This window comes from Streptococcus sp. Marseille-Q8145 (assembly GCF_965112035.1).
Genome location: NZ_CBCOPQ010000003.1, coordinates 65,179 through 90,746 on the forward strand (window position 1 = coordinate 65,179; position 25,568 = coordinate 90,746).

Consider the following 25,568-nt stretch of genomic DNA (forward strand, 5'->3'; position numbering starts at 1 on the left):
GGGAATAGCTATGTGGAAAGTTCAATTATTCATCTTTGTTGAAGCGATTCTATTATCAATGGCGCTGGTTACCATGCTGGCTGCCGATTTTTCGCGTGTTGTTCTCATCATGCTACTCTTTCTCTTGTTTTTATATTATTATTTCGGCAAGCAGAGAGGCAATTCGCTGTTAGTCGCGACTATGATTGTCTTCTTTTTCATTGTCATGCTCAATCCTTATATTATTGCTGCTGTCCTTTTTGCCTTGATTTACGGCATGATTGTGGCCTATCCTTATCTTTACAAAGAAAATCAAGAGACCCACCTTTTCTTTGAAGATGCGACCGAAGTTCGAGCTGAAAAAAATCGTTGGTTGGGAGATTTACAGCATTTTTCAAAGGATGATTGCCAGTTTCATGATATTAATCTCTTGAGAATGATGGGAAAGGACACTATTCACTTAGAGGATGTCATTGTGGTCAATCATGATAATGTGATTGTGATTCGTAAGGGCTTTGGGGATACCAAGATTGTCATCCCTTTAGATGTAGAAATCCAGCTTCAGATTAACACTTTGTATGGAGATTTGAATTTTTTAAATCATCCACCACGCAAGCTGCGCAATGAAACGATTTCTCTGACGACGCCTGACTATAAGCGCGCCAGCAAAACTGTAAAAATTGTCTTGGTCAGCTTTTTAGGAAATGTGGAGGTTGTTAGAAAGTGAAAAAAACAAGTTATTTGGTCATTTTTCTCTATACCTTCTTCGTTTTAGGGATTATCTTTCATTATATTTTTAATCTTTTTAATTTAGAATGGCAAAAGCTGCTGGATAATCTGGAACTGCTCCAGTCCTTTGCCTTTTTTGTTCTGGTTTTGGGCTTAGCGCTGACTATTTTCTTGGCCGCTGCTGCGCGCTTTCTTCAGCATCTGTCCCTTTCTCAAGTTCAAAAGAATTTAAAAGCTATTTTAGAAGGCAGGGGCATACAAGAAACCGGGCAGGCAGAATTGGATGATTCTTTCGTCCACTTGAAAGAAAAGTTGGATAGTTTAACCGAAAATTTGCAGAAATCTGAGAATCAGGCCTTGCAGGCGGAAGAGAAGATTATTGAAAAAGAACGCAGGCGGATTGCTCGCGATTTGCATGATACGGTCAGTCAGGAGCTATTTGCTGCTAATATGATTCTCTCAGGTGTCGCTGGAAACGTGGAGCGTCTGGATAAAGACAATCTCCAGCAGCAGTTAAAGGGAATTGCAGACATTCTAGAGACAGCGCAAAAAGATTTGCGGATCTTGCTTTTACATTTACGGCCGACAGAGTTGGAAAATCGGACCTTGGTAGAGGGCATGAATGTCTTAATCAAAGAATTGACAGATAAGTCGGACTTGACTGTCCAGTTTAAGCATGAGGTGGTCAGCCTGCCCAAGCAGATAGAGGAGCATATTTTTAGGATTATCCAAGAAATCATCAATAATACCTTGCGCCATGCTCAGGCCAGTCGTCTGGACATCTATCTCTATCAGACGCTAAATAGATTCAAACTCAAGGTTTCTGATGACGGAATCGGTTTTGATCCAGCTAGCTTGGCTGACATGAGTTATGGTTTGAAAAATATTGAAGATCGAGTGCATGATATGGCTGGCACTTTGAAGATTCTGACGGCTCCCAAAAAAGGAGTTTCTATTGAAATCAGTGTTCCATTGTTAGAAGGGGAAAAGGATGAGAATATTACTAGTGGATGACCATCAAATGGTCAGATTGGGCTTGAAAAGCTTTTTTGAATTACAGGACGATATTGAAGAAGTGACAGAGGCTACCAATGGTAGAGAAGGTGTCGAAAAGGCTTTGGAAAGCCGTCCAGATGTGATTATGATGGATATTGTTATGCCAGAGATGAGTGGCATTGATGCTACCTTGGCTATCTTGAAAGAATGGCCAGAGGCAAAGATTTTGATTTTGACATCCTATCTAGACAATGAAAAAATCTATCCGGTGTTGGATGCGGGTGCTCGTGGCTATATGTTGAAGACTTCTAGTGCGGATGAAATTCTCCATGCCGTCAGAAAGGTTGCAAAGGGTGAATTTGCCATTGAAACAGAAGTCAGCAAGAAGGTCGAATACCATCGGAATCATATAGAGCTTCACGAGGATTTGACAGCGCGGGAGCGGGATATTTTGGGGCTTCTAGCCAAGGGCTATGAAAACCAGCGGATTGCTGACGAGCTCTTTATTTCCTTGAAAACGGTCAAGACGCATGTGTCCAATATTTTGTCTAAGCTAGAAGTGAGCGATCGGACCCAGGCAGTTGTCTATGCTTTTCAGCATCACCTTGTTCCGCAAGACGACTTTTAATGATATAATAAAGAAGATTAAATTGAAAGAGGAAGATATGAAGGCAAAATTAAAATATAAGGCGAAAAAGATTAAGATTGTTTTCTTTGATATCGATGATACCTTGCGGGTCAAGGAAACGGGCTTCATCCCAGAATCGATCAAAGTTGTATTTAAGCAACTGAGAGAAAAGGGAATTCTGACAGGAATTGCTTCTGGTCGTGGCATTTTTGGAGTTGTTCCAGAAATTCGTGACTTGGATCCTGATTTTTTTGTTACCTTGAATGGGGCTTATGTTGAAAATAGAAAGGGCGAAGTCATTGCAAAAACGGTCATTCCGCAAGAATGCGTGGAATCCTATATTTCTTGGACCAAGGAAGTGGGAATTGAGTACGGTTTGGTAGGCAGTCACGAAGCGGCTTTGTCTGTTCGTAATCCTATGATTTCGTCAGCAATTGATATCATTTATCCAGATCTGGCTGTCAATCCTGATTTTTACCAAGATCATGAAATCTATCAAATGTGGACTTTTGAGGATGTAGGTGACAGTTTGCAGTTGCCAGAAGATTTGGCCAAATCTCTCCGTATGGTGCGTTGGCATGAGCATTCATCGGATGTCGTACCGAAAGAAGGTTCAAAGGCAGCTGGCGTTGCCAAGGTAGTGGAGCACCTAGGCTTCAAACCAGAAAATGTTTTAGTTTTTGGTGATGGACTTAATGATTTAGAGTTGTTTGACTATGCAGGACTCAGCATTGCTATGGGAGTTTCCGATGAAGAGCTAAAGAAAAAAGCTGATTTCGTCACAAAAACGGTCGAAGAAGACGGCATCTTTGACGCCTTAGAGCAATTGGGCATGGTGGAGAAAGAATTGACCTTCCCACAGCTCCATCTTGATGAGGTTCAAGGCCCAGTTGCAAAGATCAAGACAAATCATGGTGAACTGAAGATTCAACTCTTACCAGACCAAGCACCCAAAACAGTTGCTAACTTCATCGCCTTATCAAAGGATGGCTACTATAACGGAGTAATCTTCCACCGAGTTATCAAAGATTTTATGATTCAAGGTGGCGATCCGACAGGTACTGGTATGGGCGGAGAGTCTATCTACGGCGAACGCTTTGAAGATGAGTTTTCACCGGAACTTTATAACATTCGTGGGGCTCTTTCCATGGCGAATGCTGGACCGAATACCAATGGCAGTCAGTTCTTTATTGTCCAAAATAGTAGTCTTCCTTATTCAACCAAGGAATTGACTCGGGGAGGATGGCCGAAGCCGATCGCTGAAGTTTATGCTAGCAAGGGCGGGACACCACATTTGGACCGCCGACATACTATATTTGGTCAACTGGTGGATGAGCCATCTTATGAAGTTTTGGATAAAATCGCAGCGGTTGAGACAGCTTCAATGGATAAACCGCTTGAGGATGTTGTCATTGAGACGATTGAGGTTATAGACTAATGAAAATCGGAGATAAGTTAAAGGGTAAAATTACAGGGATTCAGCCCTACGGTGCCTTTGTTGAACTAGAAAGCGGTCTGATCGGCCTCATTCATATTTCTGAGATTCGGACGGGCTATATTGACAATATTCATGATATTTTGAAAATCGGGGATCAGGTTCTTGTGCAGGTGGTGGATTATGATGAGTTTTCTGGTAAGGCCAGCCTGTCCATGCGGACTTTAGAGGAAGAAAAACATCGTTTGCCGAGACGGCATCGCTTTTCAAACGATCGTTGCAAAATTGGATTTGCACCTTTAGGTAGGCAATTGCCAATCTGGATAAGGGAAGCCAAAGCTTTTCTGAAAGAACAAAAAGAGTAAAAAATTCCTACCCAAACGGGTAGGAATTTTGTTAACTCTTTTCAGGATTAAGCGTCAAATTCGTAGAGAGCGGTAGATAGGTAACGTTCACCATTATCAGGTGCTAGGGCAAGGACTTTCTTGCCAGCTCCTAGTTTTTTAGCGACTTCAATGGCTGCAAAAATAGCCGCAGCAGATGAAATTCCGACTAGGAAACCTTCCTGACCGCCAATGTAGCGTCCTAATTCTAGCGCTTGATCAGAAGTCACGCGGACAATACCATCATAGGCTGCTGTATCCAAGGTTTCTGGAATGAATCCAGCTGAAAGTCCTTGGATTTTGTGAGGACCTGGTTTCTCACCAGAAAGGATAGCAGATTCGTCTGCTTCAACCGCATAGATTTGGACATTTGGATTCGCTTTTTTAAGAGCATGAGAGACACCAGAGATAGTCCCACCAGTTCCGACACCACCGACAAAAGCGTCCAGTCCAGTTTCACCGAAAGCAGCGATAACTTCTGCTCCTGTTGTTCGTTCGTGAACCTCTGGATTAGCCGGATTGTTGAACTGCAGTGGCAACCAGCCATTTCGCTCTTGGGCAATTTCTTCTGCCTTGGCAATAGCCCCTTTCATTCCTTCGCTACCCGGAGTCAAAACTAGCTCCGCTCCATAGGCTTGAATAATCTTGCGGCGCTCCACACTCATGGTTTCTGGCATGACAATGACAACCTTGTAGCCTTTAGCTGCTCCAACCCATGAAAGGCCAATGCCAGTATTTCCGCTGGTTGCTTCCACGATAGTATCGCCAGGCTTGATAAGGCCATCGCGTTCAGCGGCCTCAATCATACTGAGAGCAATCCGGTCTTTGACAGAAGAGCCAGGGTTGAAGGCTTCTAACTTGACATAAACTTCAGCGGCTCCTTCAGGAACGATATTATTAAGTTTAACAATTGGCGTTCTTCCAACTAATTCTGTGATGTTTTGATAAATGTTTGCCATTTTTTCTACCTCAATACTTTAATGAGACTAGTATAAGCTGAAAGTGGCACTTTGTAAAATATAAAAAAGCTATGACCACGATAAAAATTCTTTATCACTAGGCCTACTGTTAAGATTATTCAACTGTTAAAGGAATTTCAACCTCGCGCAAACCTTGATCATCAATTTGGATTTTGCCATTGAAAAACTCGATTAATTTCTGCTCTAGCGTTTCTTTCTCTTGTTTGTCAATATAGATGGTTGTGGCAACTAGATCTGTGAACTCTGTATCAAATTCGATCAGATCTTCGGCTTTCAAAAAGTTATCGAAATTTTGGTACTGGCTGTAAGACATTTTAAGGCGCAAGCCCGCCTGTTCCTTAATTTCAATGAGACCAATTTCTTTGATTGCCAAGGCAACGCTGCCTGCATAAGCCCGAATGAGCCCACCAGCTCCTAGCTTAATCCCACCAAAATAGCGCGTGACCACAAAGCAGACATTGGTCAGCTGGTGATTTTCCATGACACCGAGCATAGGGACGCCCGCTGTACCGCTGGGCTCGCCGTCATCACTGGTTCGTTTGATCTCACTTTTCTCTCCGACAATAAAAGCAGAGCAATTATGAGTGGCCTTGTAGTGCTCTTTTTTGATGGCAGCAATAAAATCCCGAGCTTCCTCTTCTGAGTAAACGCGCTTGGCGTGGCAAATGAAACGAGATTTTTTAATTTCTTCCTGGGCTTGGCCGTCTTGTCTAATTGTTCTATATTCCATAGTTTTATTGTACACAAAAAAATAGATTTTTCCAAAAGTTTTACGAATAAAAAAGTATGTTAGAAAGAAAAGATTGCCTAGGTAGAATATTTACAGAAGATCAGCTCAGTCCCGAACTGCGTATGCAGGCTCAGCAGCTGCCCAGTATGCGAGAGGAAAGGAAGAAGTTGTTTTGCGGCCGCTGTGGTTCTCAAGTGGACAAGGAGAACTACCAGCTACCTGTCAATGCCTACTATTGTAGGGGATGCGTGATTTTGGGGCGAGTTCGGAGTGATCAAGAACTCTACTATTTTCCACAGGAAGATTTTCCAGAAAATCAGGTACTCAAGTGGCAGGGACAATTAACGACCTTTCAAGAAAAAGTTTCTCAGGGACTGTTAGAGTCAGTTGCTCAAAAGCAGAATAGCCTAGTCCATGCAGTGACGGGGGCGGGCAAAACGGAAATGATTTATCAGGTGATTGCAGAAGTGATTGATCGCGGAGGTGCCGTTTGCCTAGCCAGCCCTCGGATTGATGTCTGTTTGGAGCTTTATCGCCGGCTCAAGCTGGATTTTGCCTGCCCTATTTCACTTTTGCATGGGGAATCCGAGCCATATTTTCGCAGTCCCTTGGTCATTGCTACTACCCATCAGCTTCTTAAATTTTATCAAGCCTTTGATTTGCTGATTGTGGACGAGGTAGATGCTTTTCCTTATGTGGACAATCCTGTGCTCTATCATGCTGTGGAGCAGTCGGTCAAGGAGGAGGGAACCATTATCTTCTTAACTGCCACTTCGACGGATGAGTTGGATAAAAAAGTCCAAAAAGGAGAATTAAAACGCCTTAGTCTTCCTCGTCGCTTCCATGGCAATCCTTTGATAGTACCCCAAAAAGTTTGGTTGGCAGATTTTCAAAAATATCTAGCGAAAAAGAAACTACCGCCTAAATTGAAGAAGTATATCGAGAGACAGAGAAAAACAGGCTTTCCTTTGCTAATCTTTGCCTCGGAAATCAAAAGAGGTCAGGAATTTGCACAAGTTTTGGAGAAGGTTTTTCCAGGGGAAAGAGTTGGCTTTGTGGCTTCGACAACTGAAAATCGTTTAGAAATCGTTGAAGAGTTTCGCAAGCGAGAAATTACCATTTTGATCACAACGACCATCTTAGAGCGTGGTGTGACCTTTCCCTGTGTAGATGTCTTTGTTCTAGAGGCCAACCATCGTCTCTTTAGCCGTAGCGCCTTGGTGCAGATTTCTGGTCGAGTGGGACGTAGCATGGAGCGACCGACGGGAGATTTATTCTTTTTTCACGACGGCACTACACGTTCAATAGAAAAAGCGATTCGTGAAATCAAACTGATGAACAAGGAGGCCGGCCTATGAGAAATTGCCTGTTATGCAGCCAAGTAGTCGAAGAAAATAGGACCTTTTCTTCCTTGATTTTATTACAAAAAGAGCAAAATACAATTTGTAAACATTGTCGAGCAGGATTTGAAGCGATTTCCTCTATCCATTGCCCACGTTGCTGGAAGGAGGAAGAAACGGAAATTTGCTCGGATTGTCAAACCTGGGAAGCGCAAGGTTACTTGGTGCAGCATCAGGCTTGCTTTCTTTATAATGATTTGATGAAGGATTTCTTCAGCAAATACAAGTTTCAAGGGGATTATCTTCTAAGATTTGTTTTTGCAGAAGTTCTCAAAAAAAGCCTCAGAAACTTCAAAAAATATACTCTGGTTCCTATTCCAGTCAGCCCTGAAAAATACCAAAATCGAGGTTTTAATCAGGTAGAAGGCTTCTTGCAAGCTGCTGGTTTGCCTTATAAACATTTGCTTGAAAAGCAGGATGCGCTTGCCCAATCCAGTAAAAATCGCGAAGAACGATTAAACAGTCAGCAATGTTTCACATTGGTAAAAGATGTCCGTATGCCAGAAAAAATTCTTCTGATAGACGATGTGTATACGACTGGAAAAACCTTACAATTGGCTCGAGAATTATTGCTGGAAGCAGGTGTGAAAGAAGTTTTGACATTTTCACTCGCAAGGTAAGAAAATATTTGCAAAAAAGAAATGAAAGCGTTATAATGATATTGTAAATAAAACATTTATGTTTAGAAAGAAGGTACTTATATGCTTAAATATAGTATCCGTGGTGAAAACCTAGAAGTAACTGATGCTCTCCGTGACTACGTAGTTTCTAAACTTGAGAAGATTGAGAAGTATTTCCAAGCAGAGCAAGAACTTGATGCACGGGTAAATTTGAAAGTGTACCGGGAGAAGACGGCGAAAGTCGAAGTAACGATTCCTCTTGGTTCTATTACCCTTCGGGCAGAAGATGTTTCGCAAGATATGTACGGGTCTATCGACCTAGTTATCGATAAGATTGAACGTCAGATTCGTAAGAATAAGACAAAGATTGAAAAGAAAAACCGGAACAAGGTTGCAACTAGCCAGTTGTTCACTGATGCTTTAGTAGAAGAAGCTGATGCAGCATCTTCAAAAGTAGTACGTTCTAAGCATATTGACTTGAAACCAATGGATCTAGATGAAGCTATTTTGCAAATGGATTTGTTGGGACATGACTTCTTCATCTATACAGATGTTGAAGATAGTACAACGAATGTTATCTATCGTCGTGAAGATGGAGATATCGGTTTGTTAGAAGTAAAATAATGTAAAAGAGCCGTCCAATGGACGGCTTTCTGTTGTAGAGAAAGCTCTCGCTCATTCTACTTCAAAGAATGTTTACGAATAAAGAAATTCTATTTTATTTTTATAGCTGTCCTATGGTATAATAAAGGGATAAATGTTAGGTGGTAGGTATGGCTAAATTAATTCCTGGTAAAATTCGAACGGAAGGAATTGCCCTCTGTGACAGCAAAAAAGTCGAAATTCTTGAAGTTAAGGATTCCTTTTTATACACGCGCGTGGATCAGTACAATCTACGTTATAGTCTAGATGATGATGCAGTTTTCTGCTCCTGTGATTTTTTTCAAAAGAAGAAGTACTGTGCCCATCTGGCTGCCTTGGAATATTTTTTGAAAAATGATTCGGTGGGTAAAGATCTGCTGGCGAAGATGACAGACAAAGAGTCTTCTAGTCAGGAAGCCCAGAAATTGGTTTCTTTTGGTAGCCTTTTTTTGGATAAGATTTTGCTAGATAAATCCAATCAGCAAATCCGTTATGAGCTATCAGCGACTGGACAGGAAGATACTTACACAGGACAATTTTTATGGAGTCTGCGGATTAGCCGGTTGCCGGATGAGCGCTCTTATGTAGTGCGTGATATTTTGTCCTTTTTGAGAACCTTGAATAAGGGTGGGCATTATCAAATCGGTAAGAACTACTATGAGCCTATTCGAATGGAGAATTTTGATGAAGCTAGTCAAGACCTATTAGAATTTTTACGAGGCTTGGTGACGGATTATAAGGGGCAGGACTCTTCGTTGGTCTTTCCCAATGCTGGGCGGCACCTTTATTTTCCAGCCAGTCTTTTTGAGGAAGGCGTGACTCGCTTGATGAATCTCACTTCGTTTCGTTTGGAATATAGCTTTTATGATTATGCTGAGGTATTTTTCCAAGACTTGCATGAAGAAGCGGGGATTTATCAGTTTGAGGTGCAAGAGCGTGAAAACTTTTTTGAGCTGCTGATATCTGAAAAGAATTATAAGCTGCTCTATGGAGGTCAATTTCTTTTTCATAATCAGACCTTCTATCAGCTGACGACTGAGCAGACCAAGTTAATCAAGGCATTACAGGAATTGCCGATTGAGCAAGAGCGCGTCAAGCGCCTGCAGTTTGATGTGTCTGAGCAGTCCAAACTGGCAGTGAGTCTGCTTGAGTTTAAAAAAATTGGCCGTGTGACAGCACCTGAGCGACTGTTCATTCATGATTTTACCGTGGATTTCGATTTTAATTTGGAGGCTGACAAGCAAGTATTGCTGGATCTTGTCTTTGATTATGGTAGTCAGACTGTCACCAGTCGTGAAGAGCTGAGAAACCTACCTTTTGCCAGCAATTTTGAGCGGGAACAGCAAGTTTTTAAAGCAATGCTGGAGGCAGGTTTTGCAGATGATTTTATCAGCCAGCGTCCGCCTTTACGACCCGAAGAAATTTACCGTTTCTTCTCTGTCTTGATTCCACGCTTCAGAGCACTAGGCAATGTCTACTTGTCAGATGAGCTGCAGAGTCTATTACAAACAGCACCTCCGAAGGTTTCCATCAGTATGAATGGTGGGCTCTTAGATATTGGCTTTGATTTTACTGGTATCGACCAGTCTGAGGTAGATGATGTCCTAGATTCGCTGATGAGCCAAAAGGATTACTTTATCAGCAAGACGGGTCAAGTTGTGATTTTTGATGAGAATAGTAAGCGAATCAGCCAGACCTTGCAACAATTGAGAAGCAAACATTCTAAAAATGGGGTTATCCAAACGTATAGCTTGGCTGCCTACCAACTCTCTGAATTGTTCAAAGATCAGGAAAGAGTTGACTTGTCGGAGGATTTTCGCCAGCTGGCTTATGATTTGACCCATCCTGAGGATTTTCCTCTGCCTAAGCTGAAAGTTCAGGCCGAGCTTCGAGATTATCAGGAGACAGGAGTGAAATGGTTATCCATGCTGAATAAATATGGATTTGGCGGTATTCTAGCCGATGACATGGGCTTGGGAAAGACCATTCAGACCATTTCTTTCTTGACTGCTCATTTGACCAAGTCTAAGAAAGTTTTGATTTTGGCGCCGTCGAGTCTAATTTACAACTGGAGTGATGAGTTTACCAAATTTGCTCCAGACTTAGATGTGGCCGTTGTCTATGGACTGAAAAATGCTCGAGATGCTGTGATTGCAGAAGACCATCAGATTACCATTACCAGCTATGCTTCCTTTAGACAAGATGTTGAAGAGTATAAAGGACTTCATTTTGACTATTTGATATTGGACGAAGCACAGGTCATGAAGAATGATCAGAGCAAGATTGCTCAATATCTGAGAGCATTTGAGGTGGAACGGACTTATGCCTTGTCTGGTACACCGATTGAAAATCATCTCGGCGAGCTTTGGTCTATTTTCCAGATTGTCCTTCCGGGCTTATTACCGAGCAAGAAAGCTTTTTTGAAGATGCCGGCAGAAACGGTTGCGCGCTATATCAAACCCTTTGTCATGAGGCGTAAGAAAGAAGAAGTCTTGCAGGAGCTTCCTGATTTGATTGAAGTCTCTTACCGTAATGAACTTGCAGACAGCCAGAAAACGATTTATCTAGCACTGCTCAAGCAAATGCAGGAGCGAATTCTCCATGCAACGGAGGAAGAAATCAATCGTAGCAAAATTGAAATTTTATCAGGTCTTATGCGACTCCGTCAAATTTGTGATACTCCCAAGTTATTCATGGAGGATTACGATGGAGAAAGTGGCAAGCTGGAAAGTTTGCGGGAGCTGTTAGAGCAGATCCAAGACGGTGAACATCGTGTTCTGATATTTTCACAATTCCGTGGCATGCTGGATATTATCGAGCAGGAACTGAGCCAGATGGGAATGGAGTCCTTCAAAATCACAGGCTCAACTCCAGCAAAAGAACGTCAGGAGATGACCAAAGCCTTTAATCAAGGAGAAAGATCAGCCTTTCTGATTTCTCTTAAAGCTGGTGGTGTCGGTCTCAATCTAACTGGTGCAAATACTGTTATTTTAGTGGATCTTTGGTGGAATCCTGCAGTAGAAGCCCAAGCTATTGGTCGGGCTCATCGTATTGGGCAGGAACGGAATGTAAAAGTTTATCGTATGATTACACGGGGAACTATTGAAGAAAAAATTCAGGAATTACAGGATACTAAACGAAATCTGGTTTCAACAATTCTGGATGGCGCTGAGTCTCGCTCCAGTCTTTCGATGGAAGAAATTCGAGAAATTCTTGGAATTTCATCTGAATCGCTTGAAAAATAGTTTGAATAGTTTATAATAATGAAGAGTTGAAAGGACATGCTATGACAAATACTAAATTTCCTATAATTGCTGATGACGAAATCATGTTGACAGAAATGCCACACATGAATTTGTACGATGAGTTGGATCTGATTAGCAACATTAAAGGGGACTATCAGGACCGTAATTATTTAGAATGGATGCCGATTGCTAAGCCAGAAAGTCCTGCTGCTCCTAGTCAAACTGTAAGTAAAGCTAGAAAGAAGCAAGCTCCAGTTACGGACTTTAAAAAGCCAATTGATAAGAAAGATCCAGCTATTCGCTATGCTGAGCAAGCACGAGAGGAAGCTCGGGCTGATCTGAGGAAAAAACGTTCGGCTGCTTATTTGACGAGCAAGCTCCCAAATAAGGTTCGTAGTCGGAAGGTGGCACCTCCTTTTGAGGGGAATCCAGTTAAACCAACAGCCCCTTTCCAAAAGGAAAATCCGGGTGGGTTAACGAAGTTCAGTGATAAGCTAAAGCAAGATAGCTACATATTAGCAGATGTTCAGTCTCAACCTCTCATAGAAGTACCAACGAATCCAGAAAAAAAGAAAAAGAATAACTACGATTTTCTCAAAACCAGCCAAGTCTATAACAAGGGCAAGAAGCGAGAAAAACACAATAAGCATAAAAAGGCACAGGAATTGGACATCACCAAGTTGAGTTCAGATGCCCAAGGGTAATAAGGCTTCAGTTGTTTAAGATTTAAGGAGTAATCATGACGAAAACCTATCATTTTATCGGAATTAAGGGCTCAGGTATGAGCGCTTTGGCTTTGATGTTGCATCAGATGGGCCATAAGGTTCAAGGAAGCGATGTTGATAAATATTATTTCACTCAGCGTGGTCTGGAGCAGGCTGGGATTCCCATTTTGCCTTTCGATGAGAAAAATCTCCAGTCAGATTTTGAAATTATTGCCGGTAATGCCTTCCGTCCAGATAACAATGTGGAAATTGCCTATGCAGATGCCAATGGTATTAGCTACAAGCGCTACCATGAGTTTTTGGGTAGCTTTATGCGTGACTTTGTCAGCTTAGGAGTGGCTGGTGCCCACGGGAAAACTTCTACAACGGGCATTCTTTCTCATGTTCTGTCTAATATCACAGATACTAGCTATCTAATTGGGGATGGTACAGGTCGCGGTTCTGCTAATGCCAAGTATTTTGTCTTTGAATCAGACGAGTACGAACGTCATTTTATGCCTTATCATCCGGAATATTCGATCATCACCAATATTGACTTCGATCATCCGGATTATTTCACAAGCTTGGAAGATGTCTTTAATGCTTTCAATGATTACGCCAAGCAGATTACAAAAGGGCTCTTCGTTTATGGAGAAGACGAGCAACTACGCCGCATTACTTCAAATGCACCGATTTACTACTATGGTTTCAAGGAAGAAGGCAACGACTTTGTTGCTCACGACCTCTTGCGCTCTACCAGTGGTTCAGGATTTAAAGTTTCTTTCCGTGGGCAAGAGCTGGGTGAGTTCCAGATTCCAAGCTTTGGCCGTCACAACATTATGAATGCAACAGCGGTCATCGGTCTCCTCTACATTGCAGGTATTGACTTGAATCTAGTAAGGGAACATCTCAAGACCTTTAGTGGGGTCAAGCGCCGCTTTACAGAAAAGATTGTCAACGACACAGTCATTATTGATGACTTTGCCCATCATCCAACGGAAATTATCGCGACTCTGGATGCAGCTCGTCAGAAGTATCCAAGCAAGGAAATCGTGGCCATCTTCCAGCCGCACACCTTCACTCGGACTATTGCTCTCTTGGACGAATTTGCAGAAGCCCTCAATCAGGCTGACTCAGTCTATTTAGCCCAGATTTACGGATCTGCGCGTGAGGTGGATAAGGGCGATGTCAAAGTCGAAGATTTGGCTGAAAAGATTGTGAAGCGTGCCAAGGTTATTGATGTGGACAATGTTTCTCCGCTTCTTGATCACGATAATGCGGTTTACGTCTTTATGGGAGCTGGTGACATCCAGACCTATGAGTATTCCTTTGAACGTCTCTTGTCCAATCTGACCAGCAACGTTCAGTAGGAGGCGCCTGGATGGAAGCACCGATTCGAATCAGACAGGCTGAATTGAGCGACTGGGAGGAAATTCTTGCAATCGAGCAGCTGAATTTTCCAGCAGCAGAAGCGGTCAGTGCAGAAGTTCTAAAAGAGCGGATTGAACGCATCCCGGATACTTTTTTGCTGGCAGAGCTGCATGGTCAGCTGGCGGGTTATATTGTTGGACCAGCTGTTCAAACGCGATATTTGACAGATGACCTCTTTAGCAAGGTGGGTGCTAATTCTCCAGAAGGTGGCTTCATTGCCGTCCAAAGTCTGTCCGTCCATCCTGATTTTCAGAGGCAGGGAGTCGGAACCTTATTGCTTGCAGCTCTCAAGGAAATAGCTGTTCAGCAAAATCGAGAGGGCATTAGCCTAACCTGTCATGATGAGCCGATACCTTATTATGAGATGAATGGTTTCGTCCACGAAGGGATTTCTGACTCAACTCACGGTGGGACTATCTGGTCAAATATGGTATGGAAAAATCCTGATTTTAAGGAGAAAGAATGATTATCCGTCAAGCTCAAATGGCTGACTTAGATGCCATTTATGCCATCGAATTGGAAAATTTTAGTCCAGAAGAGGCTATTAGTCGTGAAATACTGGCGAAACACATTGAAAAGATTTCCTCAACTTTTTTGGTCGCAGAAAAAAATGGCAAGATTTTGGGCTATTTAGAAGGTCCTGTCCGACCAGAACGCTATTTAAAAGATATCTCCTTTACAGAGGACGTTGAAGATTATAGCTATCTGGCTGGCGGATTTATCTCTGTGACTAGTCTATCTATTTCTAAAGAAGCACAGGGTTTAGGTGTAGGAAAAGCCTTGTTGGACACTATGAAGGAAATTGCGATTGCTGATGAACGCCACGGTATTAATCTCACTTGTCATGATTATTTGATAGCCTATTATGAGAAGCATGGCTTCGGCAATGAAGGACCTTCGTCCTCAACTTATGCAGATGAAGTATGGTTTGATATGGTTTGGGAAAATCCCCAGATATAACTTTCATAAATAATATAGTTTTAAAAGTCGGAGATGATTGCATTTATCTGACTTTTAAGATATAATGTTAGGGATTATGGAAGAAGGAGATCAAGTTTTTGACTGAAAATTCACAGGATAACGAAAAGACGCTGAGTTTTAAAGAGAAGATTTTGAATGAGTTGGCAGCAGCCAATGGTACCCAAAATCACTCAGTTCAGGAAGAAGCGCAGCCTCTTTTAGGTAAAGAAATGGAATTGGCGGAGAGCTTGGAATCTCTCGTTTCTGCTGTTGAAAAATCTCATGAGGTTCTAGAGAAGGATACTTCAGTAGAGGAAGAACCTAGTAAGATCAAAGTAGAAGAGCCAATGGGAAAAAGCGATCCTACTGTTCATACTCAGGCAGATGTGCTAGAAAATATAGTTCGTAATTCTACGATTTCGGAAGTTCCATCAAATGTTGATGGACCAGGACAAGCTGATGTTGCTAAGAAGGAAAGTATAGAGTCTGGAGAAGTTCAAACTTCTGTGGCTCATTCAGAAGCTTATCAAGAAAAGGTAGCACCAGTTGCAGATGAGATAAAAGAAACAGTGTTACCTGATTCAAACACTACAGATGAAAGAGAAGCTAAAAAAGACTTTTCTACTGCAGAACCAACGCTAAGCCGTAGAGATGTTGCTCATGGAAAGAAACGTTCTCGTGCGGATCGTACCAATAGTAGTAAAAAGAAAAAACGTAAAAACGGCCTAGCCAATCGAATCGTGATGACAGTCTTGGTACTTTTCCTATTGGGCCTTGGTATTACTGGTTTTGTAGGATACAATTATGTCTCTTCAGCGCTGAAACCAGTAGATGCCAAATCAACAGAGTATGTGACAGTGGAAATTCCTGCCGGTTCTAGCACCAAACAAATCGGAGAGATTTTAGAAAAGAAGGGCCTGATTAAGAACGCTCAAGTCTTTAATCTTTATTCAAAAATCAGAAGTTATGGTAATTTCCAATCTGGTTACTATAATCTTCAAAAGAGTATGGACTTAGACACGATTGCTAAGCAATTACAAGAAGGTGGAACAGATACACCACAGCCTCCAGTTCTTGGCAAGATAACAATTCCTGAAGGATACACCTTGGAGCAGATTGCCGAAGCAACTACTGTCAATGCTGCAAAAACTGCGAACAAGAATACTAAAACACCATTCAGCAAGGAAGATTTTCTAAATAAAGCTCAAGATGAAGATTTTATTGCAAAAATGGCAGCTAAATATCCGCAGCTTCTAGCAACTTTGCCGAGCAAGGATAGTGGTGTTAAATATCGTCTTGAAGGTTATCTTTTCCCGGCTACTTATGATTATGGAAAAGAAACCACGGTTGAAGAACTGATTGACCAAATGTTGGCTGCTATGAATACAAATCTATCGCAGTATTACTCAACAATTGAGTCTAAGAATCTGACGGTCAATGATGTTTTAACCCTCGCCTCTTTAGTTGAAAAAGAGGGATCAACTGATCAGGATCGCAAAGATATCGCGAGCGTCTTTTATAATCGTTTGAACCAAGCTATGCCACTTCAGAGCAATATTGCGCTTCTTTATGCTCAAGGAAAACTTGGTCAAAAGACAACTCTTAAAGAAGATGCTGAAATCGATACAAATCTTGACTCGCCTTATAATGTGTACAAAAAGCAAGGTTTGATGCCTGGTCCAGTAGATAGTCCAAGTCTGTCTGCTATCGAAGCTACTATTAATCCAAGTAAGACAGAGTACTTGTATTTTGTAGCAAATGTGGAGACAGGGGCTGTATATTTTGCAAATACTTACGAAGAACACGCTAAGAATGTGGAAGAACACGTTAATAGCAAATTAAACCAATCAGGTGAAAGTTCTAACTAAATTATGTGGTTTTCCACATAATTTTGTTTTATCAAAAAAATAGAAAGAAGAGAGAAAATAAAGTAATGGCTGAAAAAACTTATCCTATGACCCTTGTAGAAAAGGAGAAATTAGAACAAGAATTAGAAGAATTGAAATTGGTTCGACGTCCAGAAGTAGTAGAACGTATTAAAATTGCTCGTTCTTACGGAGATTTATCAGAAAATAGTGAATATGAAGCAGCAAAGGATGAGCAAGCTTTCGTTGAAGGACAAATTTCAAGTCTAGAGACTAAAATTCGCTATGCTGTGATTGTTGATAGCGATTCAGTTGCTAAAGATGAAGTTGCCATCGGTAAAACTGTTACTATTCAAGAAGTCGGTGAAACTGAAGAAGAAGTATACATTATCGTTGGTTCAGCTGGTGCGGATGCTTTTGCTGGAAAAGTTTCAAATGAAAGTCCAATTGGTCAAGCATTGATTGGTAAGAAGACTGGTGATATTGCAACAGTAGAAACACCAGTTGGCAGTTATGACGTCAAAATACTAAAAGTTGAAAAAACAGTCTAAGAAAGGTCGAGCACGCTCGGCTTTTTCTTTATCAATTTATGCTATAATATAGAACAAGCAAAGGAGATTGTATACTGATGGTTTTATCAAAAAAACGAGCACGCCATGTCATCGAGGAGATTATTGCCCTATTTCCCGATGCCAAACCAAGTTTAGATTTTAGAAATCACTTCGAGCTACTCGTGGCAGTCATGTTATCCGCTCAAACGACAGATGCTGCAGTCAATAAAGCTACACCGAATCTATTTTTAGCTTATCCTACTCCAGCAGCTATGGCAGCAGCATCCGAGGCAGATATTGCCAAGCACATTTCGCGTTTAGGACTTTATCGAAATAAGGCCAAGTTTCTAAAAAAATGCGCCCAGCAACTCTTGAGCGATTTTAATGGACAGGTGCCTCAGACTCGGGAAGAATTAGAAAGTTTAGCTGGGGTAGGGCGTAAGACAGCTAACGTGGTCATGAGTGTAGGGTTTGGTATTCCAGCTTTTGCCGCTGATACGCATGTTGAACGCATTTGTAAACACCACGATATTGTCAAAAAGTCAGCAACTCCTTTAGAAGTTGAAAAACGTGTTATGGACGTTATCCCACCTGAACGCTGGCTAGCTGCGCATCAGGCTATGATCTACTTTGGTCGGGCTATTTGCCATCCCAAAAATCCAGAGTGTGATCACTATCCTCAACTTTACAATTTTGATCATGTTTAAGATAGAGTCTTTAGATACAAATTTTTACTAGGCGGCGAACGTTTTAAGGGGCGTAAAAGACTGTTGCGAGAGTTAGAGGAATATTTAATAGACTTTAGCAGCACGGTGATATAGAGAATAAGGGAGAGGGAAGAAGAGGTTACCTTTCCCTTTTAGTTATTGATTTATCAGTGATATTGATTGTGTTAGGAAATAAAATTGAAAAAAAGATAAAAAAATTTCAAAAAAGTGTTGACAAGGTAATGGATAGGTGATATACTGATATAGTTGTCGCTTGAGAGAGCGATAAAGACCTTTGAAAACTGAACAAGACGAACCAATGTGCAGGGCGCTACAACAAATGTTGTAGTACTGAACAAAGAAAAAACAATAAATCTGTCAGTGACAGAAATGAGTGAGAACTCAAACTTTTAATGAGAGTTTGATCCTGGCTCAGGACGAACGCTGGCGGCGTGCCTAATACATGCAAGTAGAACGCTGAAGGAGGAGCTTGCTCTTCTGGATGAGTTGCGAACGGGTGAGTAACGCGTAGGTAACCTGCCTGGTAGCGGGGGATAACTATTGGAAACGATAGCTAATACCGCATAACATTGACTATTGCATGATAGTCAATTGAAAGGTGCAAATGCACCACTACCAGATGGACCTGCGTTGTATTAGCTAGTTGGTGGGGTAACGGCTCACCAAGGCGACGATACATAGCCGACCTGAGAGGGTGATCGGCCACACTGGGACTGAGACACGGCCCAGACTCCTACGGGAGGCAGCAGTAGGGAATCTTCGGCAATGGACGGAAGTCTGACCGAGCAACGCCGCGTGAGTGAAGAAGGTTTTCGGATCGTAAAGCTCTGTTGTAAGAGAAGAACGAGTGTGAGAGTGGAAAGTTCACACTGTGACGGTATCTTACCAGAAAGGGACGGCTAACTACGTGCCAGCAGCCGCGGTAATACGTAGGTCCCGAGCGTTGTCCGGATTTATTGGGCGTAAAGCGAGCGCAGGCGGTTAGATAAGTCTGAAGTTAAAGGCTGTGGCTTAACCATAGTACGCTTTGGAAACTGTTTAACTTGAGTGCAGAAGGGGAGAGTGGAATTCCATGTGTAGCGGTGAAATGCGTAGATATATGGAGGAACACCGGTGGCGAAAGCGGCTCTCTGGTCTGTAACTGACGCTGAGGCTCGAAAGCGTGGGGAGCAAACAGGATTAGATACCCTGGTAGTCCACGCCGTAAACGATGAGTGCTAGGTGTTGGGTCCTTTCCGGGACTCAGTGCCGCAGCTAACGCATTAAGCACTCCGCCTGGGGAGTACGACCGCAAGGTTGAAACTCAAAGGAATTGACGGGGGCCCGCACAAGCGGTGGAGCATGTGGTTTAATTCGAAGCAACGCGAAGAACCTTACCAGGTCTTGACATCCCGGTGCCCGTCCTAGAGATAGGATTTTGCTTCGGCACACCGGTGACAGGTGGTGCATGGTTGTCGTCAGCTCGTGTCGTGAGATGTTGGGTTAAGTCCCGCAACGAGCGCAACCCTTATTGTTAGTTGCCATCATTTAGTTGGGCACTCTAGCGAGACTGCCGGTAATAAACCGGAGGAAGGTGGGGATGACGTCAAATCATCATGCCCCTTATGACCTGGGCTACACACGTGCTACAATGGCTGGTACAACGAGTTGCAAGTCGGTGACGGCAAGCTAATCTCTTAAAGCCAGTCTCAGTTCGGATTGTAGGCTGCAACTCGCCTACATGAAGTCGGAATCGCTAGTAATCGCGGATCAGCACGCCGCGGTGAATACGTTCCCGGGCCTTGTACACACCGCCCGTCACACCACGAGAGTTTGTAACACCCGAAGTCGGTGAGGTAACCTTTTAGGAGCCAGCCGCCTAAGGTGGGATAGATGATTGGGGTGAAGTCGTAACAAGGTAGCCGTATCGGAAGGTGCGGCTGGATCACCTCCTTTCTAAGGAAAAACGGAAGCCATTGGTCGTCATGTTTAGTTTTGAGAGGTCTTGTGGGGCCTTAGCTCAGCTGGGAGAGCGCCTGCTTTGCACGCAGGAGGTCAGCGGTTCGATCCCGCTAGGCTCCATTAGGATAGTGATAACTATTCTAAACTTGTCCATTGAAAATTGAATAACTATATCAAATAGTAACAAGAAAATAAACCGAAACGCTGTGAATATTAATGAGTTTAAGACTGAAAGGTCAAAAATAAGGTTAAGTTAGTAAGGGCGCACGGTGGATGCCTTGGCACTAGGAGCCGATGAAGGACGTGACAAACGACGAAATGCCTCGGGGAGCTGTAAGTAAGCGCAGATCCGGGGATGTCCGAATGGGGGAACCCAACAGGTACTACCTGTTACCCATCTCTGTTAAGGAGATGAGGAGGAAGACGCAGTGAACTGAAACATCTAAGTAGCTGCAGGAAGAGAAAGCAAAAGCGATTGCCTTAGTAGCGGCGAGCGAAACGGCAGGAGGGCAAACCGAAGAGTTTACTCTTCGGGGTTGTAGGACTGCAATGTGGACTCAGATTTTATAGAAGAATGACATGGGAAGGTCAGCCAAAGAGAGTAAGAGCCTCGTATTTTAAATAGAATCTGTACCTAGCAGAATCCTGAGTACGGCGGGACACGTGAAATCCCGTCGGAATCTGGGAGGACCATCTCCCAACCCTAAATACTCCCTAGTGACCGATAGTGAACCAGTACCGTGAGGGAAAGGTGAAAAGTACCCCGGAAGGGGAGTGAAATAGAACCTGAAACCGTGTGCCTACAACAAGTTCGAGCCCGTTAATGGGTGAGAGCGTGCCTTTTGTAGAATGAACCGGCGAGTTACGTTATGATGCGAGGTTAAGTTGAAGAGACGGAGCCGTAGGGAAACCGAGTCTGAATAGGGCGTCTTAGTATCATGATGTAGACCCGAAACCATGTGACCTACCCATGAGCAGGTTGAAGGTGCGGTAAAACGCACTGGAGGACCGAACCAGGGCACGTTGAAAAGTGCTTGGATGACTTGTGGGTAGCGGAGAAATTCCAAACGAACTTGGAGATAGCTGGTTCTCTCCGAAATAGCTTTAGGGCTAGCGTCGACATAGAGATTCTTGGAGGTAGAGCACTGTTTGGGTGAGGGGTCCATCCCGGATTACCAATCTCAGATAAACTCCGAATGCCAATGAATTATGGTCGGCAGTCAGACTGCGAGTGCTAAGATCCGTAGTCGAAAGGGAAACAGCCCAGACCACCAGCTAAGGTCCCAAAATAATTGTTAAGTGGAAAAGGATGTGGGGTTGCACAGACAACTAGGATGTTAGCTTAGAAGCAGCTATTCATTCAAAGAGTGCGTAATAGCTCACTAGTCGAGTGACCCTGCGCCGAAAATGTACCGGGGCTAAAACAATTTACCGAAGCTGTGGATACCTTTATAGGTATGGTAGGAGAGCGTTCTATGTGTGGCGAAGGTGTACCGTGAGGAGCGCTGGAACGCATAGAAGTGAGAATGCCGGTATGAGTAGCGAAAGATGGGTGAGAATCCCATCCACCGTAAGACTAAGGTTTCCAGGGGAAGGCTCGTCCGCCCTGGGTTAGTCGGGACCTAAGGAGAGACCGAAAGGTGTATCCGATGGACAACAGGTTGATATTCCTGTACTAGAGTATGAAGTGATGGAGGGACGCAGTAGGCTAACTCGTGCGTACGAATGGATGTACGTCTAAGCAGTGAGGCGTGGTATGAGTCAAATGCTTATACCTGTAACGTTGAGCTGTGATGGGGAGCGAAGTTTAGTAGCGAGTGAGTGATGTCACACTGCCAAGAAAAGCTTCTAGCGTTGTATCATACTCTACCCGTACCGCAAACCGACACAGGTAGTCGAGGCGAGTAGCCTCAGGTGAGCGAGAGAACTCTCGTTAAGGAACTCGGCAAAATGACCCCGTAACTTCGGGAGAAGGGGTGCTGACATAGGTCAGCCGCAGTGAATAGGCCCAAGCAACTGTTTATCAAAAACACAGCTCTCTGCTAAATCGTAAGATGATGTATAGGGGGTGACGCCTGCCCGGTGCTGGAAGGTTAAGAGGAGTGCTTAGCGGTAACGCGAAGGTATGAATTGAAGCCCCAGTAAACGGCGGCCGTAACTATAACGGTCCTAAGGTAGCGAAATTCCTTGTCGGGTAAGTTCCGACCCGCACGAAAGGCGTAATGATTTGGGCACTGTCTCAACGAGAGACTCGGTGAAATTTTAGTACCTGTGAAGATGCAGGTTACCCGCGACAGGACGGAAAGACCCCATGGAGCTTTACTGCAGTTTGATATTGAGTGTCTGTGCCACATGTACAGGATAGGTAGGAGCCTATGAGATCGGGACGCCAGTTTCGATGGAGGCGTTGTTGGGATACTACCCTTGTGTTATGGCCACTCTAACCCGGATAGGTGATCCCTATCGGAGACAGTGTCTGACGGGCAGTTTGACTGGGGCGGTCGCCTCCTAAAAGGTAACGGAGGCGCCCAAAGGTTCCCTCAGACTGGTTGGAAATCAGTCGCAGAGTGTAAAGGTATAAGGGAGCTTGACTGCGAGAGCTACAACTCGAGCAGGGACGAAAGTCGGGCTTAGTGATCCGGTGGTTCCGCATGGAAGGGCCATCGCTCAACGGATAAAAGCTACCCTGGGGATAACAGGCTTATCTCCCCCAAGAGTTCACATCGACGGGGAGGTTTGGCACCTCGATGTCGGCTCGTCGCATCCTGGGGCTGTAGTCGGTCCCAAGGGTTGGGCTGTTCGCCCATTAAAGCGGCACGCGAGCTGGGTTCAGAACGTCGTGAGACAGTTCGGTCCCTATCCGTCGCGGGCGTAGGAAATTTGAGAGGATCTGCTCCTAGTACGAGAGGACCAGAGTGGACTTACCGCTGGTGTACCAGTTGTCTCGCCAGAGGCATCGCTGGGTAGCTATGTAGGGAAGGGATAAACGCTGAAAGCATCTAAGTGTGAAACCCACCTCAAGATGAGATTTCCCATAACGCAAGTTAGTAAGAGCCCTGAGAGAAGATCAGGTAGATAGGTTAGGAGTGGAAGTGTGGCGACACATGTAGCGGACTAATACTAATAGCTCGAGGACTTATCCAATTTTCATTGAGCGCAGCTTTTGGCAAGTATTGTGAGGTTTGAGTAGTTATTCAATTTTGAGTTGACAAGGCAACAAGATGTTGTAAGTTAATTCAGTTAGTTAAGTGACGATAGCCTAGGAGATACACCTGTACCCATGCCGAACACAGAAGTTAAGCCCTAGAACGCCGGAAGTAGTTGGGGGTTACCCCCTGTGAGATATGGTAGTCGCTTAGCAGGATAGGAAGTCGGAGTGCTTCCTTTTTGGGAGTTTAGCTCAGCTGGGAGAGCATCTGCCTTACAAGCAGAGGGTCAGCGGTTCGATCCCGTTAACTCCCATATAGGTCCCGTAGTGTAGCGGTTATCACGTCGCCCTGTCACGGCGAAGATCGCGGGTTCGATTCCCGTCGGGACCGTTGAAATTGTTAGACAGTTTCAAGAAGAAAGACTCGTTAGCTCAGTTGGTAGAGCATTTGACTTTTAATCAAAGGGTCACTGGTTCGAGCCCAGTACGGGTCATAAGCGCGGGTTTGGCGGAATTGGCAGACGCACCAGATTTAGGATCTGGCGCTTTAGGGCGTGGGGGTTCAAGTCCCTTAACCCGCATAGAAATATAAATGAGCCGGCTTAGCTCAGTTGGTAGAGCATCTGATTTGTAATCAGAGGGTCGCGTGTTCAAGTCATGTAGCCGGCATTTTTTTTGGATAGAGATGCGAACGTAGTTCAGTGGTAGAACACCACCTTGCCAAGGTGGGGGTCGCGGGTTCGAATCCCGTCGTTCGCTTTGAGGCCGGGGTGGCGGAACTGGCAGACGCACAGGACTTAAAATCCTGCGATTGGTAACGATCGTACCGGTTCGATTCCGGTCCTCGGCATAGCGGATATGCGACAGGGCACCCTTAGCTCAACTGGATAGAGTACCTGACTACGAATCAGGCGGTTAGAGGTTCGACTCCTCTAGGGTGCATGAAGGGAGACGAGGTCATATGACTCCGTTTTTACTTATGATCGGGAAGTAGCTCAGCTTGGTAGAGTACTTGGTTTGGGACCAAGGTGTCGCAGGTTCGAATCCTGTCTTCCCGATATGCTAATTTATAAAAGACAACGGCTATATGCTGTTGTTTTTTATATTTTATGGGTTCTGGTTTTTTACTTTTCCACAATATCTCTATAATTTATAAGTTTTCGTAAATTAGATAGTATCCATATAGGATCTGGTCTTTTTACTTTTTGATTAAAGTATTTGGCTTACTTCATATTTTTTGCTATTTATGCGTGCCTATTGCCTTGATTGAATTTTTACCTGATTTTTTGTATACTAATATTAGGATAATCATTTATTGATGGGAGATTTTTATATGTTAAAGCAAGATTGGCTCGAATATTTTGAAGCTGTGAATGGCCGTTCAGCAACGGATGCGGAAATTACTCAAGCTTTGCTGGCTGGTGAATTTGTTGATTCTGAGGTGACAAGTACGAACCAAGTTGGAAATGAATCTGGCTCAATCATATCAGACTCTGTTCCAGAACAAGGAGTTGCTTCAAACGGCGAATACTATGCTCAGCTGCAAAATGCTTTTCAGGAACAGAATGGGCAAGCACCGTCCGCTCAGCCAACTGGGCAGCAATATCAAGAGCTTCCTCAGCAACAGCCTGACCAAAATCATTTTGCTAATCAAACACAATCATTTGCCCAGCAGGGATATCCTTATCAACAGCCAAATGGTGGGCAATCTAACCAGTTTGTTGCTCAGCCTCAATCTTCTGGTCCGCAAGGCTTCAATCAACAAGCTTATCAAAACAATCCGCAAGGCCAGTTCAATGTGCAGAATTTCCAGCAAGGACCACAGGCCTACTACAGTCAGCAACAGCCGGCGCAACCAAGTGAATTTTCTAAAACAATGAAAGGTTTCTGGGCTTGGCTTGTTTCTGCTTGGAAGTCGCCAACTTCAGAAGTTGAAAGTAGCAAATTAAATGGCTATCTTTCTCTAGGATTGACTGTTTTCTTTGCAGCTATTGTAGTGAATTATAACTTTTATAATATTATTTCTCCGGTGAGTTTTGGCTTTTATAGTGGTCCGACTTTTGACTTTAGACTTTTCTTAGTCTCACTGATAGCGGCTGCTCTCGTTCTTTTCTCCATTATTTTAGGAGGCTTTGCTGTAAAACGCATGGTCTATAAGGATGGAAGCTTTGGCTTTAATAAGGCATTTGACTGGTATGGCAGACTCTATGCGATTGTCTTACCTTTTGTGGCTCTTTCTGCTTTATTTAGCTTACTTGGGATTATGTCTGTTTCCCTCTTCCTAGCATGGATCGGCTTAGTGTTAATTGGGGTCGGAGCAACCTTTGCTTTGATTTATTCAAAATCTAGCACGTCAATGGATCCTTTTTATAAATATTTACTAGCAATTATTGTCAATGGTGTGATTACATTTATCTTTACTTTCATCGCTTTCTCATTGCTGATGAGTCTTATGATGATGTAAGGTTCTTGG

19 protein-coding genes, 10 tRNA genes and 3 rRNA genes are annotated in these 25,568 nt (G+C 43.5%); 30 read left to right on the forward strand and 2 right to left on the reverse strand.

The window, feature by feature from the left end:
* The first annotated feature begins 10 nt into the window (after positions 1 to 10).
* The 5 genes from liaF to ACWPVL_RS06675 are packed head-to-tail and all read left to right on the forward strand — an operon-like array spanning position 11 to position 4,132.
* A complete protein-coding gene (gene liaF / locus ACWPVL_RS06655; protein WP_454387780.1) occupies positions 11 to 706 on the forward strand; it encodes a cell wall-active antibiotics response protein LiaF in 696 nt (231 codons plus the stop codon).
* Positions 703 to 1,722: a sensor histidine kinase gene (locus ACWPVL_RS06660; RefSeq protein ID WP_454387782.1), complete on the forward strand. Its 1,020-nt coding sequence runs from the start codon at positions 703 to 705 to the stop codon at positions 1,720 to 1,722. Before liaF ends, ACWPVL_RS06660 begins: the two co-directional genes overlap by 4 nt.
* Positions 1,700 to 2,332, forward strand: a complete 633-nt coding sequence (locus ACWPVL_RS06665; protein ID WP_045500904.1) for a response regulator transcription factor — start codon at positions 1,700 to 1,702, stop codon at positions 2,330 to 2,332. The genes ACWPVL_RS06660 and ACWPVL_RS06665 overlap by 23 nt, the downstream gene beginning before the upstream one ends.
* Before the next feature lie 37 nt (positions 2,333 to 2,369).
* A complete protein-coding gene (locus ACWPVL_RS06670; protein WP_454387784.1) occupies positions 2,370 to 3,770 on the forward strand; it encodes a bifunctional Cof-type HAD-IIB family hydrolase/peptidylprolyl isomerase in 1,401 nt (466 codons plus the stop codon).
* A complete protein-coding gene (locus ACWPVL_RS06675; protein WP_187421299.1) occupies positions 3,770 to 4,132 on the forward strand; it encodes a S1 RNA-binding domain-containing protein in 363 nt (120 codons plus the stop codon). Before ACWPVL_RS06670 ends, ACWPVL_RS06675 begins: the two co-directional genes overlap by 1 nt.
* Before the next feature lie 47 nt (positions 4,133 to 4,179).
* Here the strand turns inward: ACWPVL_RS06675 and cysK are convergent, their stop codons facing one another.
* Positions 4,180 to 5,109, reverse strand: coding sequence for a cysteine synthase A (gene cysK, locus ACWPVL_RS06680; protein WP_454387787.1), 930 nt, complete (start codon positions 5,107 to 5,109; stop codon positions 4,180 to 4,182).
* A gap of 115 nt (positions 5,110 to 5,224) precedes the next feature.
* On the reverse strand, positions 5,225 to 5,860 hold the full coding sequence (locus tag ACWPVL_RS06685; RefSeq protein ID WP_045500908.1) for a YigZ family protein: 636 nt from the start codon (positions 5,858 to 5,860) through the stop codon (positions 5,225 to 5,227).
* 56 nt (positions 5,861 to 5,916) lie between these two features.
* Between ACWPVL_RS06685 and ACWPVL_RS06690 the strand changes: the two genes are divergently transcribed.
* From ACWPVL_RS06690 to ACWPVL_RS06810, 25 genes are all read left to right on the forward strand, one after another.
* Positions 5,917 to 7,218 carry a DEAD/DEAH box helicase gene (locus tag ACWPVL_RS06690; protein WP_454387789.1) on the forward strand — a complete coding sequence of 434 codons (1,302 nt, stop codon included), beginning with the start codon at positions 5,917 to 5,919 and terminating at the stop codon, positions 7,216 to 7,218.
* Positions 7,215 to 7,880, forward strand: coding sequence for a ComF family protein (locus ACWPVL_RS06695; RefSeq protein WP_454387791.1), 666 nt, complete (start codon positions 7,215 to 7,217; stop codon positions 7,878 to 7,880). The genes ACWPVL_RS06690 and ACWPVL_RS06695 overlap by 4 nt, the downstream gene beginning before the upstream one ends.
* A gap of 81 nt (positions 7,881 to 7,961) precedes the next feature.
* Complete coding sequence (hpf, locus tag ACWPVL_RS06700; protein ID WP_045500914.1) at positions 7,962 to 8,504, forward strand: ribosome hibernation-promoting factor, HPF/YfiA family; 543 nt, start codon at positions 7,962 to 7,964, stop codon at positions 8,502 to 8,504.
* Between the two features lie 149 nt (positions 8,505 to 8,653).
* The gene (locus ACWPVL_RS06705; protein WP_454387793.1) at positions 8,654 to 11,767 is read left to right on the forward strand and encodes a DEAD/DEAH box helicase; all 3,114 of its coding nucleotides are present in this window, start codon (positions 8,654 to 8,656) and stop codon (positions 11,765 to 11,767) included.
* 41 nt (positions 11,768 to 11,808) lie between these two features.
* Complete coding sequence (locus ACWPVL_RS06710; RefSeq protein WP_454387795.1) at positions 11,809 to 12,471, forward strand: cystathionine gamma-synthase; 663 nt, start codon at positions 11,809 to 11,811, stop codon at positions 12,469 to 12,471.
* Between the two features lie 35 nt (positions 12,472 to 12,506).
* Positions 12,507 to 13,841, forward strand: a complete 1,335-nt coding sequence (gene murC / locus ACWPVL_RS06715; protein ID WP_005591898.1) for a UDP-N-acetylmuramate--L-alanine ligase — start codon at positions 12,507 to 12,509, stop codon at positions 13,839 to 13,841.
* A gap of 11 nt (positions 13,842 to 13,852) precedes the next feature.
* Complete coding sequence (locus ACWPVL_RS06720; protein ID WP_454387797.1) at positions 13,853 to 14,368, forward strand: GNAT family N-acetyltransferase; 516 nt, start codon at positions 13,853 to 13,855, stop codon at positions 14,366 to 14,368.
* Entirely contained in the window at positions 14,365 to 14,862 is a 498-nt protein-coding gene (locus ACWPVL_RS06725; protein ID WP_454387799.1) for a GNAT family N-acetyltransferase, read from the forward strand. Before ACWPVL_RS06720 ends, ACWPVL_RS06725 begins: the two co-directional genes overlap by 4 nt.
* Before the next feature lie 98 nt (positions 14,863 to 14,960).
* Positions 14,961 to 16,730 carry an endolytic transglycosylase MltG gene (gene mltG / locus ACWPVL_RS06730; protein ID WP_454387801.1) on the forward strand — a complete coding sequence of 590 codons (1,770 nt, stop codon included), beginning with the start codon at positions 14,961 to 14,963 and terminating at the stop codon, positions 16,728 to 16,730.
* A gap of 65 nt (positions 16,731 to 16,795) precedes the next feature.
* Complete coding sequence (greA, locus tag ACWPVL_RS06735) at positions 16,796 to 17,278, forward strand: transcription elongation factor GreA (protein WP_005592281.1); 483 nt, start codon at positions 16,796 to 16,798, stop codon at positions 17,276 to 17,278.
* 77 nt (positions 17,279 to 17,355) lie between these two features.
* The gene (gene nth, locus ACWPVL_RS06740) at positions 17,356 to 17,985 is read left to right on the forward strand and encodes an endonuclease III (protein WP_454387803.1); all 630 of its coding nucleotides are present in this window, start codon (positions 17,356 to 17,358) and stop codon (positions 17,983 to 17,985) included.
* Positions 17,986 to 18,394: 409 nt separating this feature from the next.
* Positions 18,395 to 19,941: ribosomal RNA gene (locus ACWPVL_RS06745) — 16S ribosomal RNA — on the forward strand.
* A 53-nt stretch (positions 19,942 to 19,994) separates the two neighbouring features.
* Positions 19,995 to 20,067 (forward strand) — tRNA-Ala (locus tag ACWPVL_RS06750).
* Positions 20,068 to 20,193: 126 nt separating this feature from the next.
* Positions 20,194 to 23,091: ribosomal RNA gene (locus tag ACWPVL_RS06755) — 23S ribosomal RNA — on the forward strand.
* Between the two features lie 100 nt (positions 23,092 to 23,191).
* Positions 23,192 to 23,307, forward strand: a 5S ribosomal RNA gene (gene rrf, locus ACWPVL_RS06760).
* The 16S, 23S and 5S rRNA genes sit together here with 10 tRNA genes alongside, the layout of an rRNA operon.
* A gap of 29 nt (positions 23,308 to 23,336) precedes the next feature.
* Positions 23,337 to 23,409 (forward strand) — tRNA-Val (locus ACWPVL_RS06765).
* Between the two features lie 4 nt (positions 23,410 to 23,413).
* Positions 23,414 to 23,486 (forward strand) — tRNA-Asp (locus tag ACWPVL_RS06770).
* Positions 23,487 to 23,516: 30 nt separating this feature from the next.
* Positions 23,517 to 23,589, forward strand: a tRNA-Lys gene (locus tag ACWPVL_RS06775).
* A 5-nt stretch (positions 23,590 to 23,594) separates the two neighbouring features.
* A tRNA-Leu gene (locus ACWPVL_RS06780) sits at positions 23,595 to 23,676 on the forward strand.
* Positions 23,677 to 23,691: 15 nt separating this feature from the next.
* A tRNA-Thr gene (locus ACWPVL_RS06785) sits at positions 23,692 to 23,764 on the forward strand.
* A gap of 18 nt (positions 23,765 to 23,782) precedes the next feature.
* Positions 23,783 to 23,854: transfer RNA gene (locus ACWPVL_RS06790), tRNA-Gly, on the forward strand.
* Positions 23,855 to 23,859: 5 nt separating this feature from the next.
* Positions 23,860 to 23,945: transfer RNA gene (locus ACWPVL_RS06795), tRNA-Leu, on the forward strand.
* An 18-nt stretch (positions 23,946 to 23,963) separates the two neighbouring features.
* Positions 23,964 to 24,037, forward strand: a tRNA-Arg gene (locus ACWPVL_RS06800).
* A 42-nt stretch (positions 24,038 to 24,079) separates the two neighbouring features.
* Positions 24,080 to 24,153 (forward strand) — tRNA-Pro (locus ACWPVL_RS06805).
* Between the two features lie 275 nt (positions 24,154 to 24,428).
* Positions 24,429 to 25,559, forward strand: coding sequence for a DUF6574 domain-containing protein (locus ACWPVL_RS06810; RefSeq protein WP_454387805.1), 1,131 nt, complete (start codon positions 24,429 to 24,431; stop codon positions 25,557 to 25,559).
* Positions 25,560 to 25,568 lie beyond the last annotated feature (9 nt).

Coding starts and splice junctions, on each gene's coding strand:
- liaF (WP_454387780.1), top strand. CDS start 11: ATGTGGAAAGTTCAATTATTCATCTTTGTTGAAGCGATTCTATTATCA.
- ACWPVL_RS06665 (WP_045500904.1), top strand. CDS start 1,700: ATGAGAATATTACTAGTGGATGACCATCAAATGGTCAGATTGGGCTTG.
- ACWPVL_RS06670 (WP_454387784.1), top strand. CDS start 2,370: ATGAAGGCAAAATTAAAATATAAGGCGAAAAAGATTAAGATTGTTTTC.
- ACWPVL_RS06675 (WP_187421299.1), top strand. CDS start 3,770: ATGAAAATCGGAGATAAGTTAAAGGGTAAAATTACAGGGATTCAGCCC.
- cysK (WP_454387787.1), bottom strand. CDS start 5,109: ATGGCAAACATTTATCAAAACATCACAGAATTAGTTGGAAGAACGCCA.
- ACWPVL_RS06685 (WP_045500908.1), bottom strand. CDS start 5,860: ATGGAATATAGAACAATTAGACAAGACGGCCAAGCCCAGGAAGAAATT.
- ACWPVL_RS06690 (WP_454387789.1), top strand. CDS start 5,917: ATGTTAGAAAGAAAAGATTGCCTAGGTAGAATATTTACAGAAGATCAG.
- ACWPVL_RS06695 (WP_454387791.1), top strand. CDS start 7,215: ATGAGAAATTGCCTGTTATGCAGCCAAGTAGTCGAAGAAAATAGGACC.
- hpf (WP_045500914.1), top strand. CDS start 7,962: ATGCTTAAATATAGTATCCGTGGTGAAAACCTAGAAGTAACTGATGCT.
- ACWPVL_RS06705 (WP_454387793.1), top strand. CDS start 8,654: ATGGCTAAATTAATTCCTGGTAAAATTCGAACGGAAGGAATTGCCCTC.
- ACWPVL_RS06710 (WP_454387795.1), top strand. CDS start 11,809: ATGACAAATACTAAATTTCCTATAATTGCTGATGACGAAATCATGTTG.
- murC (WP_005591898.1), top strand. CDS start 12,507: ATGACGAAAACCTATCATTTTATCGGAATTAAGGGCTCAGGTATGAGC.
- ACWPVL_RS06720 (WP_454387797.1), top strand. CDS start 13,853: ATGGAAGCACCGATTCGAATCAGACAGGCTGAATTGAGCGACTGGGAG.
- ACWPVL_RS06725 (WP_454387799.1), top strand. CDS start 14,365: ATGATTATCCGTCAAGCTCAAATGGCTGACTTAGATGCCATTTATGCC.
- greA (WP_005592281.1), top strand. CDS start 16,796: ATGGCTGAAAAAACTTATCCTATGACCCTTGTAGAAAAGGAGAAATTA.
- nth (WP_454387803.1), top strand. CDS start 17,356: ATGGTTTTATCAAAAAAACGAGCACGCCATGTCATCGAGGAGATTATT.
- ACWPVL_RS06810 (WP_454387805.1), top strand. CDS start 24,429: ATGTTAAAGCAAGATTGGCTCGAATATTTTGAAGCTGTGAATGGCCGT.